General features: G+C 54.8%; 14 protein-coding genes and 4 tRNA genes. 16 read left to right on the top strand and 2 right to left on the bottom strand.

The features are described 5' to 3' along the window. Nucleotides 1-54 precede the first annotated feature (54 nt). The 4 genes from RBH33_RS00980 to RBH33_RS00995 all read left to right on the top strand — a co-directional run bounded on the left by RBH33_RS00980 (nt 55) and on the right by RBH33_RS00995 (nt 1386). Nucleotides 55-130: transfer RNA gene (locus tag RBH33_RS00980), tRNA-Glu, on the top strand. Nucleotides 131-132: 2 nt separating this feature from the next. After that, nucleotides 133-208: transfer RNA gene (locus RBH33_RS00985), tRNA-Gly, on the top strand. A 564-nt stretch (nt 209-772) separates the two neighbouring features. Continuing rightward, nucleotides 773-1063 carry a nucleotidyltransferase family protein gene (locus RBH33_RS00990; RefSeq protein WP_306730253.1) on the top strand — a complete coding sequence of 97 codons (291 nt, stop codon included), beginning with the start codon at nt 773-775 and terminating at the stop codon, nt 1061-1063. After that, nucleotides 1060-1386, top strand: a complete 327-nt coding sequence (locus RBH33_RS00995; protein ID WP_306730254.1) for a HepT-like ribonuclease domain-containing protein — start codon at nt 1060-1062, stop codon at nt 1384-1386. Before RBH33_RS00990 ends, RBH33_RS00995 begins: the two co-directional genes overlap by 4 nt. A gap of 214 nt (nt 1387-1600) precedes the next feature. Here RBH33_RS00995 and RBH33_RS01000 read toward each other — a convergent pair whose 3' ends face one another. Next, complete coding sequence (locus RBH33_RS01000) at nt 1601-2017, bottom strand: PA2817 family protein (RefSeq protein WP_306730255.1); 417 nt, start codon at nt 2015-2017, stop codon at nt 1601-1603. A 57-nt stretch (nt 2018-2074) separates the two neighbouring features. On the opposite strand from RBH33_RS01000, the gene RBH33_RS01005 reads away from it, so the two are divergent. The 3 genes from RBH33_RS01005 to queF are packed head-to-tail and all read left to right on the top strand — an operon-like array spanning nt 2075 to nt 4625. After that, nucleotides 2075-3019: an ABC transporter ATP-binding protein gene (locus RBH33_RS01005; RefSeq protein WP_306730256.1), complete on the top strand. Its 945-nt coding sequence runs from the start codon at nt 2075-2077 to the stop codon at nt 3017-3019. Next, entirely contained in the window at nt 3016-3789 is a 774-nt protein-coding gene (locus RBH33_RS01010) for an ABC transporter permease (RefSeq protein ID WP_306730257.1), read from the top strand. Before RBH33_RS01005 ends, RBH33_RS01010 begins: the two co-directional genes overlap by 4 nt. Before the next feature lie 8 nt (nt 3790-3797). Continuing rightward, the gene (gene queF, locus RBH33_RS01015; protein WP_306730258.1) at nt 3798-4625 is read left to right on the top strand and encodes an NADPH-dependent 7-cyano-7-deazaguanine reductase QueF; all 828 of its coding nucleotides are present in this window, start codon (nt 3798-3800) and stop codon (nt 4623-4625) included. A 9-nt stretch (nt 4626-4634) separates the two neighbouring features. Here queF and RBH33_RS01020 read toward each other — a convergent pair whose 3' ends face one another. Then, nucleotides 4635-6017, bottom strand: a complete 1383-nt coding sequence (locus RBH33_RS01020; protein ID WP_306730259.1) for an adenylate/guanylate cyclase domain-containing protein — start codon at nt 6015-6017, stop codon at nt 4635-4637. Between the two features lie 196 nt (nt 6018-6213). On the opposite strand from RBH33_RS01020, the gene RBH33_RS01025 reads away from it, so the two are divergent. From RBH33_RS01025 to RBH33_RS01065, 9 genes are all read left to right on the top strand, one after another. After that, a complete protein-coding gene (locus RBH33_RS01025) occupies nt 6214-6777 on the top strand; it encodes a nitroreductase family protein (protein WP_306730260.1) in 564 nt (187 codons plus the stop codon). A gap of 88 nt (nt 6778-6865) precedes the next feature. Beyond that, a tRNA-Ser gene (locus RBH33_RS01030) sits at nt 6866-6953 on the top strand. 720 nt (nt 6954-7673) lie between these two features. Next, nucleotides 7674-7750: transfer RNA gene (locus RBH33_RS01035), tRNA-Arg, on the top strand. 351 nt (nt 7751-8101) lie between these two features. Further along, nucleotides 8102-8995 (top strand): EboA domain-containing protein, encoded by an 894-nt coding sequence (locus RBH33_RS01040; RefSeq protein ID WP_306730261.1) that lies wholly within the window; start codon nt 8102-8104, stop codon nt 8993-8995. A 49-nt stretch (nt 8996-9044) separates the two neighbouring features. Then, entirely contained in the window at nt 9045-9941 is an 897-nt protein-coding gene (locus tag RBH33_RS01045) for a TatD family hydrolase (RefSeq protein WP_306730262.1), read from the top strand. Nucleotides 9942-9961: 20 nt separating this feature from the next. Then, complete coding sequence (locus RBH33_RS01050; protein ID WP_306730263.1) at nt 9962-11107, top strand: 3-dehydroquinate synthase; 1146 nt, start codon at nt 9962-9964, stop codon at nt 11105-11107. After that, the gene (eboE, locus tag RBH33_RS01055; RefSeq protein WP_306730264.1) at nt 11095-12231 is read left to right on the top strand and encodes a metabolite traffic protein EboE; all 1137 of its coding nucleotides are present in this window, start codon (nt 11095-11097) and stop codon (nt 12229-12231) included. Before RBH33_RS01050 ends, eboE begins: the two co-directional genes overlap by 13 nt. A 460-nt stretch (nt 12232-12691) precedes the next feature. Next, nucleotides 12692-14062: an alkaline phosphatase family protein gene (locus RBH33_RS01060; RefSeq protein WP_306730265.1), complete on the top strand. Its 1371-nt coding sequence runs from the start codon at nt 12692-12694 to the stop codon at nt 14060-14062. Between the two features lie 135 nt (nt 14063-14197). Then, nucleotides 14198-14917, top strand: a complete 720-nt coding sequence (locus tag RBH33_RS01065; protein WP_306730266.1) for a UbiA family prenyltransferase — start codon at nt 14198-14200, stop codon at nt 14915-14917. Nucleotides 14918-14931 lie beyond the last annotated feature (14 nt).

Consider the following 14931-nt stretch of genomic DNA (forward strand, 5'->3'; position numbering starts at 1 on the left):
CCGCTACTTAGAATGCGCCCCACTTCTGACGTCGATGACGCAGGAGGTTTCTGGGTCCCCTTCGTCTAGTGGCCTAGGACACTGCCCTTTCACGGCAGTAACAGGGGTTCGACTCCCCTAGGGGACGCCAACGCGGGAATAGCTCAGTTGGTAGAGCACAACCTTGCCAAGGTTGGGGTCGCGAGTTCGAGTCTCGTTTCCCGCTCCAATTCGACAAGAAAAGCTGGCCATTGGCCGGCTTTTTTTGTGCCCGAAATTTGGGTGGCAGTCGTCCGCGACGGAAAACGAGACTAAGTCTCGTTGCACTCGGGCCATCCATGGCCCTCGCCCCTACGGGGCAGCCTGCGGCTGTGCCAATCGGCTTTCCATGCCGATTGGTCCCGCTCCAATACTTAAAAAGCCGGCTTCGTGTCGGCTTTTTTTTGCCTGGAATTTGAGTAGTTTCGATCCACCACGGAAAACGAGACGTCTCGTTGCACTCGGGCCATGACCGCCAGGGATGGCGGGAATGCCGATAATGCAGGAGCAGTTATCGGTCCGTGGCCCTCGCCCCTTCGGGGCAGCCTGCGGCTGTGCCAATCGGCTTTCCATCGGCTCTGGCATCCTGCTTCGCCCTACCTCCTGCATCCCTGCAGTCGTGCCGATTGGTCCCGCTCCAATACTTAAAAAGCCGGCTTCGTGTCGGCTTTTTTTTGCCTGGGGTTTTGGTGGCCGTCGTCAAGCTCGCTCTCGCGACTTTGCTATACTGGCTGGGAATACGAGGAGTCAGTCTATGTTGCTTGATGAAATTCAGCGTCAAAAGCCGGCTATTGCTGCCTTGGCTCACCAGTACGGTGCCAAGCATGTGCGTGTATTTGGATCCGTAGCCCGGCGAGAAGAGCGGGCTGATAGCGATGTAGATTTTCTTGTTGAGTTACCCCGGGGCTACGATATGTTTGCCCAACGAGTACCGCTGACAGAGCGGCTTTCTGAGCTGCTTGGCCGTAAAGTAGATCTCGTGCCCGAGCACGAGCTCAACCAATACATACGAGACGCTGTTACAAGAGAAGCGGTCGAATTATGAGCAAGGATTGGCGACCTTACGCCCACCATATCCTGGATACAATCGCCAAGGTGCGGCGTATCCAGGCTCGGGGTAGCATTGTTGAGGACGATATCTTGTATGACGCCGTCCTGCGCAATCTCCAAACACTGTCCGAAGCTACCCAATCCATTCCAGAAGACCTGAAGCTCCAATACAGCCATATCCCCTGGCGGGAAATCAGTGGCTTTCGCAACATCCTTGTCCACAACTACCTGGGTGACATAGACCCACACACCGTGAGTTCCGTCATTGAAAAGCACTTAGAGCCACTGCGTGTGAGCGTGGAAGCTATGCTTGAATAAGTGCATCGGCTGCGGGTAAGAGGTTCTGGAGCTGGACGACGCGCAGGAGCTACAGGGAGGTATTCACCGCGCCTCCAGAAGCTCCACCCACTTCCGGGCGGGCCGTCTGGAGCTTCCTCTTCATAACGACTTCTGTAGCATTCATGCCTTCCAGCATCCATCCGCTACGCTCTCTGCGCGCATCTGCTAGAATGGCCGGCTTGCGTGGGGCACCTCAGTGCAAACCGAACAGTTTGGCGCGCTCGCTCTCGTAGGAGAAAGCTTCGCCTTTGGCGGCGGCCTCATGGCGGCGTTCGTCCAATGTTTGAAAACGGGCAATTTCTTCGTCGGGCATGTAGTGCAGGCAATCGCCGCCAAAAAACCACAGCAGGTCCCGGTGTAAGAGCGGCATCAAGTGGGGATACGCGGCCACGACTCGGCTTAACACTTCCTGGCCTTCGAACAAAAAATTGTCGCTCTCAGAGCTCCGGGACAGAGTTTCTAAGCGTTCGAGAAATTCCCGGTGCTCCGCCTCGCACTCATCCAGGACAAAGGGTGGTTGCTGTTGGACTTGGCGAACGAAATCCCTTAGCAGGCGCTGATGATACTCCTGATAATGAGTATCATCGGACGTTTTAGCACTGGCAGACATGGTCACCTCAGATTTTGGCTCGCCCCCACTGGGACGAAGATAAAGAATAGGAATATTATGACAGCTGCACTTTCAATTAGAAATCTTACCAAGACCTACGGGGACAAATTCGAGGCGCTGAAGGGCATTTCCCTGGAAGTACAGCCTGGGGATTTTTTCGCGCTGTTAGGCCCCAACGGTGCTGGGAAGTCCACCACCATCGGCATTATCTGCTCCTTGGTGCGCAAAACTGGCGGTGTGGTGGAGGTGTTCGGCATCAATACGGACACGCATTTCTCCGAAGCCAAAATGAACATCGGCGTGGTGCCACAGGAGTTTAACTTCAGCATGTTTGAGAAAGTGCTGGATATTGTGACTCAGCAGGGCGGTTACTACGGACTGCCAGTGCGGGTCGCGCGGGAGCGTGCCGAAAAGTATTTGCGCAAACTCGGTTTATGGGAAAAGCGCAGTACGCCTGCGCGTATGCTGTCCGGTGGTATGAAGCGGCGTTTGATGATCGCGCGAGCCCTGGTGCACGAGCCAAAATTGCTGATCCTGGACGAGCCAACCGCTGGCGTGGACATTGAACTGCGCCGCTCCATGTGGGACTTTCTCCAAGAAATTAACGCCGCCGGTACCACCATCATACTGACCACCCACTATTTGGAAGAGGCAGAAAGCCTGTGTCGCAACGTGGCCATTATCGATCAGGGCGATATCATCAAAAACACCAGCATTCGTGAGCTTTTGAAAGAGCTGAACAAAGAGGTGTTTATTTTTGACTGCAGTGGCGACTTAACCGCAACCCCTTCGGTGGCCGGCTACCATACCCGACTATTGGATGAGCGCAGCTTCGAGGTAGAAATTGAAAAAGGGCAGTCACTGAACCGCTTGTTCGAGGCTTTGACCGCCCAGGGTTTGGATATTGTTAGTATGCGCAATAAAGCCAACCGTCTGGAGGAGTTGTTCATGGCCATGGTGGCGGACAACCAGAAGCGCGGGGATAAAGGAGTCGCACAATGAATTACCAACAGCAGTGGGTAGCGCTTAGCACGTTGGTGCGCAAAGAAATTCGGCGCTTCACCCGTATCTGGGTGCAGACCCTTCTGCCGCCAGCCATCACCATGGCATTGTACTTTGTGATTTTTGGAAAACTGATCGGCGAGCGCATCGGCGAGATGGGTGGCTTTGACTACATCCAGTTTGTCGTACCGGGGCTTATCATGATGGCGGTGCTGACCAACTCTTACTCCAATGTCACCTCATCATTCTTTAGTGCGAAATTCCAGCGCAGCGTGGAAGAGTTGTTGGTATCCCCAACGCCAAACTACATTATTCTGTTGGGCTATTGTCTGGGCGGCATGGCCCGAGGGCTGGCTGTGGGTGTCATAGTAACGGTCCTGTCCTTGTTCTTTACTCAGCTGCCCATACACAGCTGGCTGATTGTGGTGAGCATTGTCACATTGACGGCCATGTTGTTTGCACTGGCCGGTTTTATCAATGCGGTTTACGCCAACACCTTTGATGATATTTCCATTGTCCCGACCTTTGTGTTGACGCCTTTGACCTATCTGGGTGGGGTATTCTTTTCCATTGATTTGTTGTCCGAGTTTTGGCAAAGCGTAGCGCGCCTAAACCCGATCCTGTATATGGTGAACACCTTCCGCTATGGCCTTTTAGGTGTGTCAGACGTGAATGTGACTGGGGCCATCATCGGTTTGGTTGTCTGTGTCCTGGTATTATTTTTTGTTGCCCTGCATCTGCTGAAAAACGGCAAGCGCCTGCGGGCTTAGGAGCTGGAATGTCGACATCCAAACACAACCCCCTAGGTCGCGCGACAGAGTATGTGTCCGTCTATAGCCCTGAGCTGCTGTATCCCATCAACCGTAGTGAATCTCGGGAGACGCTTGGGCTCGGTGGTGGCGACATGCCATTTTTTGGTGTGGATATCTGGACGGGGTATGAGGTGTCCTGGCTGGATGATAGCGGCAAGCCTCAGGTGGCGCTGGCGGAGTTTCGTGTTCCCTGCGACAGTGAGTTCATCGTCGAATCCAAATCCTTCAAACTCTATCTCAACTCATTTAATCAGACCCGCTTCGCGAAGTCAGAGCAGGTTAGTGAGCGGATGGTGGAGGATTTGTCCCGTGCGGCCGGGGCTACCGTAGCGGTGACCTTGCAGCCCTTGGCACAGCTGAACGCCACCGTGCTTGGGCAGCCAGGCGGGGAGTGTCTAGATGCCTTGCCCCTGACCGTTGAGCATTACCATCCGGAGCCGGGATTACTTGCTGTGGACAATAACCGGGAAGTAAAAGAAACCCTGTACAGCGATTTGCTCAAAACCAATTGCCCGGTGACTGGGCAGCCCGATTGGGCCAGCGTGCAGATTCATTACCAGGGCCGGGCCATCAACCGTACCGGCTTGCTGGCTTATATCATTTCGTTTCGCGAGCACCAGGACTTTCACGAGCACTGCGTAGAGCGGATGTTTGTGGATTTGATGGCGCGCTGCCAGCCGCAGCATTTGAGCGTTTTCGCGCGCTATACGCGTCGTGGGGGCTTGGATATCAATCCGTTTCGCAGTACCGATCCGCATGCGACGCCGGAGCCTGTGCGCCTGGTGAGGCAGTAGGGGAGTGCTCTACGTAATCACTTTGTCCTTGAGCTTTTCCGCAGCGGTTTCTAGTGCGCGGATAACTTTGCCTTTCTCGTAGTTGCGCACCTTTTCCAAGTCCAGGTACATGGTGAAACCCTCGGCCCGGTCTTCGAAGTAGCTTTGGTTCTTGCCCAGATCTTTGCGGAAGTCCACCACCTGATACACCTTGACTGGGTGGCTAAAGCCTTTCACGGCAATTTCACCCTTGTCCCGACACATGATCGCGTCTTTTACCAGGGACCACGTCTCGTGGGAAATCAGAATTTCATCGGGTTCGGCAGCCGATTCCAAGCGGCTGGCCAGGTTCACGTGAGTCCCCAACACGGTGTAGTCCAGGTGGCTCGAGGTGCCGAAGGTGCCCACGGTACAGTAGCCGGTATTCAGTCCCATACGGATCTGCAGGGGTTTTTTAATGCCCTGGTTGTACCATTCCTGTTGCAGAGATTTCATTTTCTTCTTCATGGCGATGGCCATGGACAGCGCATTCATGCAATCGACTTTTACGCCCTTGCTGTTGCTGTCCCCGTACATGACCATGATGCCGTCACCCATAAACTTATCGATGGTGCCGCCGAAATGGGTAATAATTTTGGACATCTCGGTCAGGTAGTGGTTGAGCAGCTCTGTGAGTGCTTCCGCCTCCATCTCTTCCGAGAGCTGGCTAAAGTTTTTTATGTCGGAAAAGAACACGGTAATTTTTTTGCGTTCAGCCAGAAGCATGTGGTCCTTGCCCTGGTTGATGGCTCGCCACACCGGGGGTGGCAAGTAGCGCGATAATTTGTAGGCGCGGATCTTGTGCCACTTTTGTTCGCTTTCCAGCTGTTTTTGGCTCAGTGTGAGCTTATGAATGCGCTGGTGCATATACAGAGCATAGGCGAGGAAGTAAGTGATAATACCAATCAGACTGGCGGCGCTGATTTCGATGCTGCTGCTGAACACCCACTGGGGCTGGTGCACAGTAAAACTGAGTAAAACCCCGCATACGAATGCCGCATTGTCCTCCGCCCATCGACGCACCCCACCACTGAGCAGGGCATTAAACTGGATCATGGTGAGAAACAAAGCCAGTGGCAGCAAGCTGAAGTCGGTAAGACTAAGGACCATGCCGATCAGGGCGGCATCCGCGTAAGAGAGCCAGCGCGTGGCCTTTTTCAGGCGCTCCGCGGGAAGCTTATGCGTAAAGTGGTAAGTAAAGTAGGTGTACAACAAAAGAAAGATAATGGTCCCCAAGTACAAGGGGTCCATCTCTGACCAGTCTACATAGGAGGCCAGGGTGCCAGCAGCGGCAAAGCAAATCAGAGCGCGAAAATAGTACTGCTGCAGGGGTGATTCCGCTTGGGGCGCAATGGTAGGAGGTCTGTTTGTCATTGTTGTCAGAAACCTTATCGTTATATCACCAGAAGGCGCCTGCGGTTCCAGTGACGAAACTGAGGTCTATTAGACGTTTTTTTGCTTGGAATGTCTACTTTGCTGCCGGAGCGAGGGTAGTCCTTGGACTTGCGCCCCCATTTCCCTGCGGGGCACAATGGCGCCCTTACTTAATGCGCTATTTACAGGATAGACCATGGACGCCATTGCTGCCTTGCATCGCCGAGTTTCGGTAGCCAAAGTCACCGAACCCGCGCCTGACCTAACTCAGCGCGAGGCCATCTTCAGGGCCGCGACCCGTGCCGCTGACCACAAACACCTGCAACCGTGGCGCTTTCTGGTGATTGAAGGCGATGGGTTGAGAAAGCTGGGGGATTTGTTCGTTGCCGCCGCTCTGAGCGACGACCCGGAGATGCCCGAAAAAGCGGTGGAGTCCCTGCGCAAAAAACCGCTGCGAGCGCCGATGATTGTGGTCGCCATTGCCACGTGCCAAGAGCACCCCAAGGTGCCCGAGTGGGAACAGGTGGTAGCCACAGGAGCGGCTGTGCAGAACATGCTAGTGGCCGCCTATGCATTGGGTGTCGGGGCCTTCTGGCGCACGGGGGCCATGGCGAGCCATCCAAAGGTCATACAGGGCCTGGGCTTAACGCCCTCAGAGCAGATCGTCGGCTACCTGTATCTCGGTACTCCAGTGAAATCCCCACCCACACCAAAAGAGGTTGATGTGGACAAGTTTTTTACGGCTTGGCCTCCCAACTGACGTTGCGTTTGCCCCTCCACTTGTGTACATTAGCGGCCCTTCGCGTCCGGGCTCCAGGCTGATTGCGAAGCAGTAACAACAAGTTTACGGTGAGGTGGCCGAGTGGCTGAAGGCGCACGCCTGGAAAGTGTGTAACGGGCAACCGTTCGAGGGTTCGAATCCCTCCCTCACCGCCATACAAAAACCGCCCCCTAGTGGGGCGGTTTTTTTATGGCGGTGAGGGAAGGGTGAGACCCCTCGCCGGGTTCGACCGATCGTCTGGAGCGATCGGTACCGCCGAAGGCGCCCCGAAGGGGCAGGGCACATGGAAGTGCCCTGGTACATCCCTCCCTCACCGCCATACAAAAACCGCACCCTAGTGGGCGGTTTTTTTATGCTCGTATGATTGGGCTCTCCATTTAAGTCGGGCACGAGTTTCGAGTCTTGGCGGCTGGGGAGTCTGTTCCGGAAACGCGGTAAACACATCCGTGTGGCTCCCGCGCGCCTTCCATGGCGCGAGGGTTCCGGAATAGACTCCCCAGCCGCCCTCGGTGCCATTCGAGGCTGTTTCGCTACTCCGAGCAGGGTTGGACGAGGAGTGCGCTCTCATTCGAGTGGAAGGTGAATTTAAACCACTGAACTTGATGTCAGCACGGAGCCTGGGAGTGGGGTAAGGGGTTTTGGAACCTTCGCGCCAAGGACGGCGCGCAGGAGCCACACGGATGTGTTTACTGCGTTTCCAGAACCCCTTACCCCGCTGCCAGGCGGGCTACCATAGAGCGCCCCACTAGAACGAAAAAACTAGATGCCACTTTCGAAGTCTCGCTGACAGCACTGATTAGTGCACAAATAACTTTTTCAATTCAACCACTTGACGCGCGGAAGCAGGATCACTAGTATACGCGCCTCGTCACAACGCACTCGTAGCTCAGCTGGATAGAGTACTCGGCTACGAACCGAGCGGTCGGAGGTTCGAATCCTCCCGAGTGCGCCATATACAAACCCTGCCTCGAAAGAGGCAGGGTTTTTTTATATGCATTCGGGCGGGTGAGAATCTCTGCAGGTTCGACAGCTCGCCGGGAGCGAGCTGGACCGCAGCAGGCGCCCGCAGGGTGGCGCACAAGGATGTGCGCCAGTCCATCCTCCCGAGTGCGCCATACCTCAAAAGCCAAAAGCCCGCCACATTTGGCGGGCTTTTTCGTTCTGGCTTCCCTGTCCCCCTAAACCAGGCCCTTTCCTTACCCTTTCTTACTCAAGGAGGGGTTACCTTTGAAGGGCTACTCGATTACCCTGTGAGGTTTACGTATAATCCCGCGTCTAATTATATGATGAATAGGTAACGGCAGTGGTTCGCGAGTTATTACAGAAATTGCTGGAGGAGCGTCTGAGCGACAGTGGCCGCGCCTTTTGGGATAAGGCGCGGGCCGAACTGGGCGAGGGTGCCTCAGGGCAGGCGTTTGCCAAGCTACTTGCCCTGGCCAGCCGCCATGCCAGACGTCAGCCCATAGAGCTGACAGCTTCGGAACTGGCTGCTGCTGAAGGCGCTCTGCCCGGATGGAGCCCCCGTGCCTGGAATCGATTGGAGCTATTAAGGGTAAATCTAATTCTAGCCAGGCCGGACCTGGAAGAAGATCGGTTTGCCGAGGATTTCGAATCCCTGTTTCGTTTCGCCGATGAGGGCGAGACCTGTGCCCTGTACCGCAGCCTGCCACTTCTTCCTAAAGGGGAGCGCTTTGTTTGGCGTGCCGCCGAGGCCTGCCGCACCAATATGCTGACCGTGTTCGAGGCCGTTGCCCTTGACTCCCCCTTTCCTGTGAATCATTTTGACGACACGGCCTGGCATCAGCTGGTCATTAAGGCACTCTTTCTGGATTTACCCCTCTACCGTATTGCGGGGTTGGATTCCCGAATGACGCCGGAATTGACGCGCATGGCGTTGGACTGGGCCGCCGAGCGCGCCAGCGCTGGCCGACCTTTTCACATGGGGTTATGGTTATGTTTGGGGCCTCACGAGGACCAGCGGATCGAAGATCTGATCGTCAGTCACTGGCCATCGGCTGAACCTTCAGAGCGTTGGGCCATGGGGCTGGCGCTGGCCCGTGCGGAACGGACGGATTGTTTGCTAGAACAGCTGCGCCGTGAAGAAGACCACGCCGTGCGCGAGCAACTACAGCGCGCCCTTGACGGCGCATATGATCAAGAACAGTTTGCCCCATTGTTCTCCGACGGGCACAACTAAGCCAATACACCGGGCCGACTACCCCGAGTTTTCGTAAAAGAGACCGATTATGAAGTATTTTGACCCCCACATTCATATGAGCAGCCGCACCACGGACGACTATCAGGCCATGGCCGAAGCCGGCATACGGGCCGTGGTTGAACCCGCCTTTTGGATGGGGCAGCCACGCACCAACGTGGGCAGCTTTATCGATTATTTTGCCAGTCTGGTGGGGTGGGAGCGTTTTCGCGCTTCACAGTTTGGTATTGCCCACTACTGCGCCATTGGCATTAATTCCAAAGAGGCCAACAACGAAGGCTTGGCTCGGGAGGCGATGGAAATATTGCCGGAGTTCGCGCTAAAAGAAGGCGTGGTCGCCATTGGTGAAATCGGCTATGACGAAATGACACAGGCGGAAGAGCGTATCTACCAAGCCCAATTGCAGTTTGCCGTAGATCACGACATGGTGGTCATGGTGCACTCGCCCCACCGGGACAAGAAAAACGGCGTTCTTCGTTCTATCGATGTGGCGCGGGAAATCGGCGTGCCCATGCACAAGCTGGTCATCGACCACAACAACGAAGAGACCGTGGAAGATGTGCTTAGCTCCGGCGCCTGGGCGGCTTTCACCATTTACCCAAACACCAAAATGGGCTCCGAGCGCATGGTTGAAGTGGTGCGCCGCTACGGACCGGAGCGCATCATCGTGGACAGCTCTGCGGACTGGGGTGTGAGTGACCCTCTGTCTGTGCCCAAAACTGCTTATTTAATGCAGAAAGGGGGTATTGATCCCAAGGCCATCGAGCTCACGACGTGGGGCAACGCCCTGGAGGCCTATGCTCAATCCGGGCAAATTGACCGCGACGAATTAGCCAAGGACCCGGTGATTGACCAGCGTCAATCCTACAACGACAGCTCTATCCTGCGTGGCCAGAAGCCGCGTGTCGACAAGCCGGTCCCCAACTGATTCGAGAGCTTCAGCAGTCTATGCGGCAAATCAACCAAGCGTTTACCATGACGCACGACTTTCCGGTGTGCTTCGATCGGGGCACACTGGACACTGACAATTCCCTACTGGTCGATATCGTGACCCGCGCTGGTGCGGGTCCGCACCGGGTGTTACCGGTAATTGACGATGAAGTTCTGAAAGGCAATCCGGATTTAATAGAGCGGTTGCGCGAGTATGCGCGACATCACGCCGAGCGATTGACCTTGATTGAACCGCCGCTGATGGTGCGCGGTGGCGAGATCAGCAAATCCGATCCCGTAGAAGTGGATGAGTTTTATCAACGCACCCAAACCGACAAAATCGACCGGCACAGTTTCGCTCTAGTGATCGGCGGCGGTGCGGTGATCGATGCTATTGGTTATGCAGCGGCGACCGCTCACCGAGGTATTCGATTGATTCGCATGCCCACCACGGTGCTGGCGCAAAACGATGCCGGCATCGGTGTGAAGAACGCCATCAATTACCGTGGCCGCAAAAACTACCTGGGCACTTTCGCCACGCCTTTTGCGGTAATCAACGATTTTGACTTGCTCAACAGTTTGCCTGCCCGCGAATGTGTTGCCGGCATGGCCGAAGCGGTCAAAGTAGCCTTGATTCGCGACGGTGAGTTTTTTCATTGGTTGCATGATACTCGAGAACGTTTGGCAAAATTTGAGCCAGACGCCATGGAGTACATGATCACCCGTTGCGCCGAACTGCACTTGGAGCACATTCGCACCAGCGGTGATCCCTTTGAGCAGGGCAGTGCGCGGCCACTGGATTTTGGCCACTGGTGCGCACACCGTTTGGAAGAACTGTCCGGCTCCGAATTGCGTCACGGTGAGGCCGTCGCCATCGGTATCGCATTGGACTCCCTCTATTCTCACGCTCGGGGTACGATTGATTCGGATACCTTAGGCCGCATTCGCACCACCTTGGAAGGTGTGGGGTTTAATCTGACTCACCCGGCTCTGGAGGCGCTCGACATTGAAACAGCGCTGGAAGGTTTTCGTGAGCATCTGGGTGGTCGGCTATGCATTACTTTGTTACTTTCCGCAGGTAAGGCTGAAGAGGTGGACCACATTGATCTGGCCACCATGCAAGACTGTCGTCGCCGCCTGTTGGAGGATGAATGGCCGCTCTGACCTATTGCAGTAACATCCACCCGGGTGAATCCTGGGCGGATGTGATGCACAATCTGGAAAGTCACGCCCTGGATGTAAAGTCCCTGGTGACTCAGTCCGGCGCAAAACAAAGCCCTTTTCCTTTGGGGTTGCGGCTGTCCCACCAGGCCGTCAGCGAAATGGATCAAGCGGCCATTGATACCTTTCGTGCCTGGTGTGAAAAACACGATTGTTATTTGCTGACCATTAACGGTTTTCCGTATGGCGCCTTTCACGGCCAAAAAGTGAAAGAGCGTGTTTATCTGCCCGACTGGCGCCAGCCGGAGCGGGTAGCCTACACCAAACGCCTGGGCGATCTGGCCACTTTGATGCAGCCGGATGCGCACACCATTTCCATTTCCACGGTGCCCGTGGCTTTCAAACAAGGTTTTGTTTCTGGCGACTGGGACGGGGTGTTCGCGAATATTCGCGAGGTGCTTGCTCATTTTGTCGAGTTGAAAGCGCGTTCCGGCATTAAAATTATGCTGGCCATCGAGCCGGAGCCGGCGTGCGTGCTGGAAACCACGTCGGAAGTGATTGAATTTTTCCAACGTTTGCGTCCGCACCTGAGTGTTCAGGAAAATGAGCATCTGGGTCTGTGTTTCGATTGCTGTCATCAGGCGGTGGAGTTTGAAGACCCTGTAGAATGCTTGCAGCGGTTGGAGCAGGCGCAGATACCCATTGCCAAGGTGCAGGTATCCAGTGCATTGCGTGCTGTCACTGAAGGCGAAATTCGTCGCCTGTTGAAGTTTGATGAACCGGTGTATTTGCATCAAGCGGTGGCTCGCCAACCGGATGGTCAGTTAAAACATTATCCGGATTTACCTGAGTTTACGTTGGCTTTGGATACGGGTGCACAGGTTGATGAGTGCCGCGTTCACTTTCATGTGCCAATTTTTTTGGAGCACTTGGGTGACTGCGGCACCACCCAGGATTTTTTGCGTGAGTTTTTGCCCAGGTTAGGGCCGGAGATTCCGCTGGAAGTGGAAACCTACAGTTTCGGTGTCTTGCCTGAACACTTGCGCACTGACTCGGTGGGCAAAAGTATTGCTCGTGAGTTGGATTGGGTGGCTGAAGGTCTACATAAGGACTTTCATTCAGTTTAACGTAAGTATCCACGTCCATTGGCGCGGGGTCCTGAGTGACTACTGTCTGTTACGATTTGTGGGTGAACGCCCGAGGTTTTGGTGCCACTAAGATAGTCGGCCAGCGAAGTCGGTAGCGCCTTTGACAAACGCGGTGAATACCTCCCTGTAGCTCCCGCGCGTCATCCATGACGCGAGGGTTGCCAAAGGCGCTACCGACTTCCCTGTCCTCAATACGGAATTCAATCCTGGCGCTCTGTTTAGGCAAGTTCGAAGTGACGTTGCCAAGGGAGGTTGGGGTAGTGATTCCGAGACCGTACACCGCATGGATGCGGTGTCCGAGCCTCCAGGGATGGATTTACGGCGTGTTTCGGAAGCGCTACCCCAACCTCCGTCGATGGCACTCTAGATGATAGGGGTGACCAGTTCCCTTAACGGCCGAGCCGAGTCGCTAAATACACGCTGTCCACGCGGAGAATATATGCACAGAACAGTCGTTATTAATGTTGTGGGCCTAACCCGGGCTTTGCTGGGTGCCCATACCCCAAACCTGAACAAACTGGCTGATCACAGTGCCGATATTGAGCCGGTCATTCCCGCCCTGACCAGTTCGGCGCAAGCCACTTACCTCACAGGCAAACCACCTAAAGTGCACGGTATTGTGGGTAACGGCTGGTACTTTCGGGAAATGAATGAAGTTTGGCTGTGGCGCCAGAGCAACCGATTGATTCAGTCACCCAAAGTGTGGGATCTGGCTAAAGAGCGGGATCCGGAGTTTACTTGCAGTAACACGTTTTGGTGGCACGCTATGGCCACTACTGCCGATATCACCTTGACGCCGCGCCCGCTGTATCTGGCGGACGGGCGCAAGCTGCCTGATTGTTACACCTATCCATTGGAGCTGCGCGAAGAGTTGACTCAAAAGCTCGGGCAGTTTCCGTTATTTAATTTTTGGGGGCCTGCCACCAGCATCAAATCCAGTCAGTGGATTGCCGATGCAGCCAAATATGTGGAAGAAAAGCATCGGCCCAGTTTGCAGTTGGTCTATCTGCCTCACTTGGACTACGGCTTACAGAAGTATGGCCCCGAGGGCGATGTAGGTCAGGATCTGGAAGAAATTGATGCGGTGGTGGGCGATCTACTGAATTATTTTCAGGGACAAGGCTGCCGGGTTATGGTGTTGTCCGAATACGGCATCCAAAAGGTCACGCGAGCAGTACACCCGAATCGGTTGCTGCGAGAGGCAGGCATGCTATCTCTAAAAGTGGATCTGGGCAGAGAGTATTTAGATTTTGACACCTGCCGCGCTTTTTCCGTATCGGATCACCAGATTGCGCACATCTACATCCACAATCCCGACGACATTGCCGCCGTCCGAGCTGTCTTCGATCAGGTGCCGGGCATCGCCGAAGTGTTGGATAAAACCGAGCAGGCGAGTTTGGGCTTGGATCACGAACGCAGCGGCGAGCTGGTATTGCTGGCCGAGCCGGACAGTTGGTTCACCTACTACTACTGGCAGGATAAGAGGCGTGCGCCGGATTATGCCCATCAAGTGGAAATTCATAAGAAGCCCGGCTACGATCCCTGCGAATTGTTTTTGGACCCGGAGCTGACCTTTCCGAAACTGAAAGTGGCTCAACGTCTGGCGCAGAAAAAACTCGGCTTCCGTTATGTATTGGATGTGATTGCCGTAGAGCCGGACCTGGTAAAGGGCTCCCATGGTGTGAGCGATGGTTCGCCGCACAGCATCCCCATTCTCATGAGTACAGAGCCTCAGCTGCTACCCCAGGCTAAAGGTCGAGTCCCTGCGACGGATGTCTGCGACTTGATGTTGAAACATCTTTTCGAGTAGAACCACAAAAACTAACGTTGGGCATGGATGCTGGACGTGAATCGGTCAGCGACGTTTCTTGGCCGATCATCTGTTTTTGACGAAGCAAGCGCTCAGTCCCCCTCACAAACAAAAACAACGCTTAAAGAGTCCATCATGCCCAAGGTAAAAACATTACTCACTCTTTGTCGTGTCAGTAATTTGCCCACTGTCTGGATGAATGTGGTTTCGGCAGCCTTGATCAGTGCCGCCCTCACTGAGCAAACATTCAGTGTAAGCGCCGTGGTCATTGTCATGCTGGCCCTTTCATGTTTTTACGCGGGCGGCATGAGCCTTAACGACGTGTTTGATCGGCATTGGGACGCCCAGCGCCAGCCCTATAGGCCCATTCCCTCCGGTAGAATTACCGTTCGACTGGCGACAACCTTAACCCTGGGGTTGTTTGCTTCCGGATTTGTATTTTTGTCGCTGGCGCCCAGTCATCTTGGTGCTCTGGCCGGTCTGGGTTTGCTGGTCGTAATTGTGCTCTATGATGGATTGCACAAACGCCACTGGAGCACAGTGTTCTTGATGTCGTTGACTCGCTTGGGTGTTTACCTGGTGGCTGCGACCGCTTTAGTGGGCGAAGTACCCGGGCTAGTATGGATTATCGGTGTGTTGCAGATGATCTATACCTTGGCAGTAACAGTCGTTGCACGCTGGGAAAACAGCCGCCCAACCGACCTGAACTTTCCGCTGATTCCCTGGATGATAGCGGGTATGGCGTTGCTCGATGGGTTGTTCCTGGCCCTGGTAGTCCATCCGGTGTGGTTATTGGTGGGACTGGTTGTGATGGGAATGACTCGGTTAAGTCAGCGTTACGTGCGGGGAGATTAGCAGGTTGTTGGGCA

The sequence above is a fragment of the Marinimicrobium hydrolyticum genome, from assembly GCF_030848505.1.
Classification (GTDB): domain Bacteria; phylum Pseudomonadota; class Gammaproteobacteria; order Pseudomonadales; family Cellvibrionaceae; genus JAVDDU01.

What these genes read in the sequence shown, in the direction of transcription:
- RBH33_RS01025 (WP_306730260.1), top strand. Translation starts at nt 6,214, where the DNA reads ATGGACGCCATTGCTGCCTTGCATCGCCGAGTTTCGGTAGCCAAAGTC.
- RBH33_RS01045 (WP_306730262.1), top strand. Translation starts at nt 9,045, where the DNA reads ATGAAGTATTTTGACCCCCACATTCATATGAGCAGCCGCACCACGGAC.
- RBH33_RS01020 (WP_306730259.1), bottom strand. Translation starts at nt 6,017, where the DNA reads ATGACAAACAGACCTCCTACCATTGCGCCCCAAGCGGAATCACCCCTG.
- queF (WP_306730258.1), top strand. Translation starts at nt 3,798, where the DNA reads ATGTCGACATCCAAACACAACCCCCTAGGTCGCGCGACAGAGTATGTG.
- RBH33_RS00990 (WP_306730253.1), top strand. Translation starts at nt 773, where the DNA reads ATGTTGCTTGATGAAATTCAGCGTCAAAAGCCGGCTATTGCTGCCTTG.
- RBH33_RS01000 (WP_306730255.1), bottom strand. Translation starts at nt 2,017, where the DNA reads ATGTCTGCCAGTGCTAAAACGTCCGATGATACTCATTATCAGGAGTAT.
- eboE (WP_306730264.1), top strand. Translation starts at nt 11,095, where the DNA reads ATGGCCGCTCTGACCTATTGCAGTAACATCCACCCGGGTGAATCCTGG.
- RBH33_RS01010 (WP_306730257.1), top strand. Translation starts at nt 3,016, where the DNA reads ATGAATTACCAACAGCAGTGGGTAGCGCTTAGCACGTTGGTGCGCAAA.
- RBH33_RS01060 (WP_306730265.1), top strand. Translation starts at nt 12,692, where the DNA reads ATGCACAGAACAGTCGTTATTAATGTTGTGGGCCTAACCCGGGCTTTG.
- RBH33_RS01005 (WP_306730256.1), top strand. Translation starts at nt 2,075, where the DNA reads ATGACAGCTGCACTTTCAATTAGAAATCTTACCAAGACCTACGGGGAC.
- RBH33_RS01050 (WP_306730263.1), top strand. Translation starts at nt 9,962, where the DNA reads ATGCGGCAAATCAACCAAGCGTTTACCATGACGCACGACTTTCCGGTG.
- RBH33_RS00995 (WP_306730254.1), top strand. Translation starts at nt 1,060, where the DNA reads ATGAGCAAGGATTGGCGACCTTACGCCCACCATATCCTGGATACAATC.
- RBH33_RS01065 (WP_306730266.1), top strand. Translation starts at nt 14,198, where the DNA reads ATGCCCAAGGTAAAAACATTACTCACTCTTTGTCGTGTCAGTAATTTG.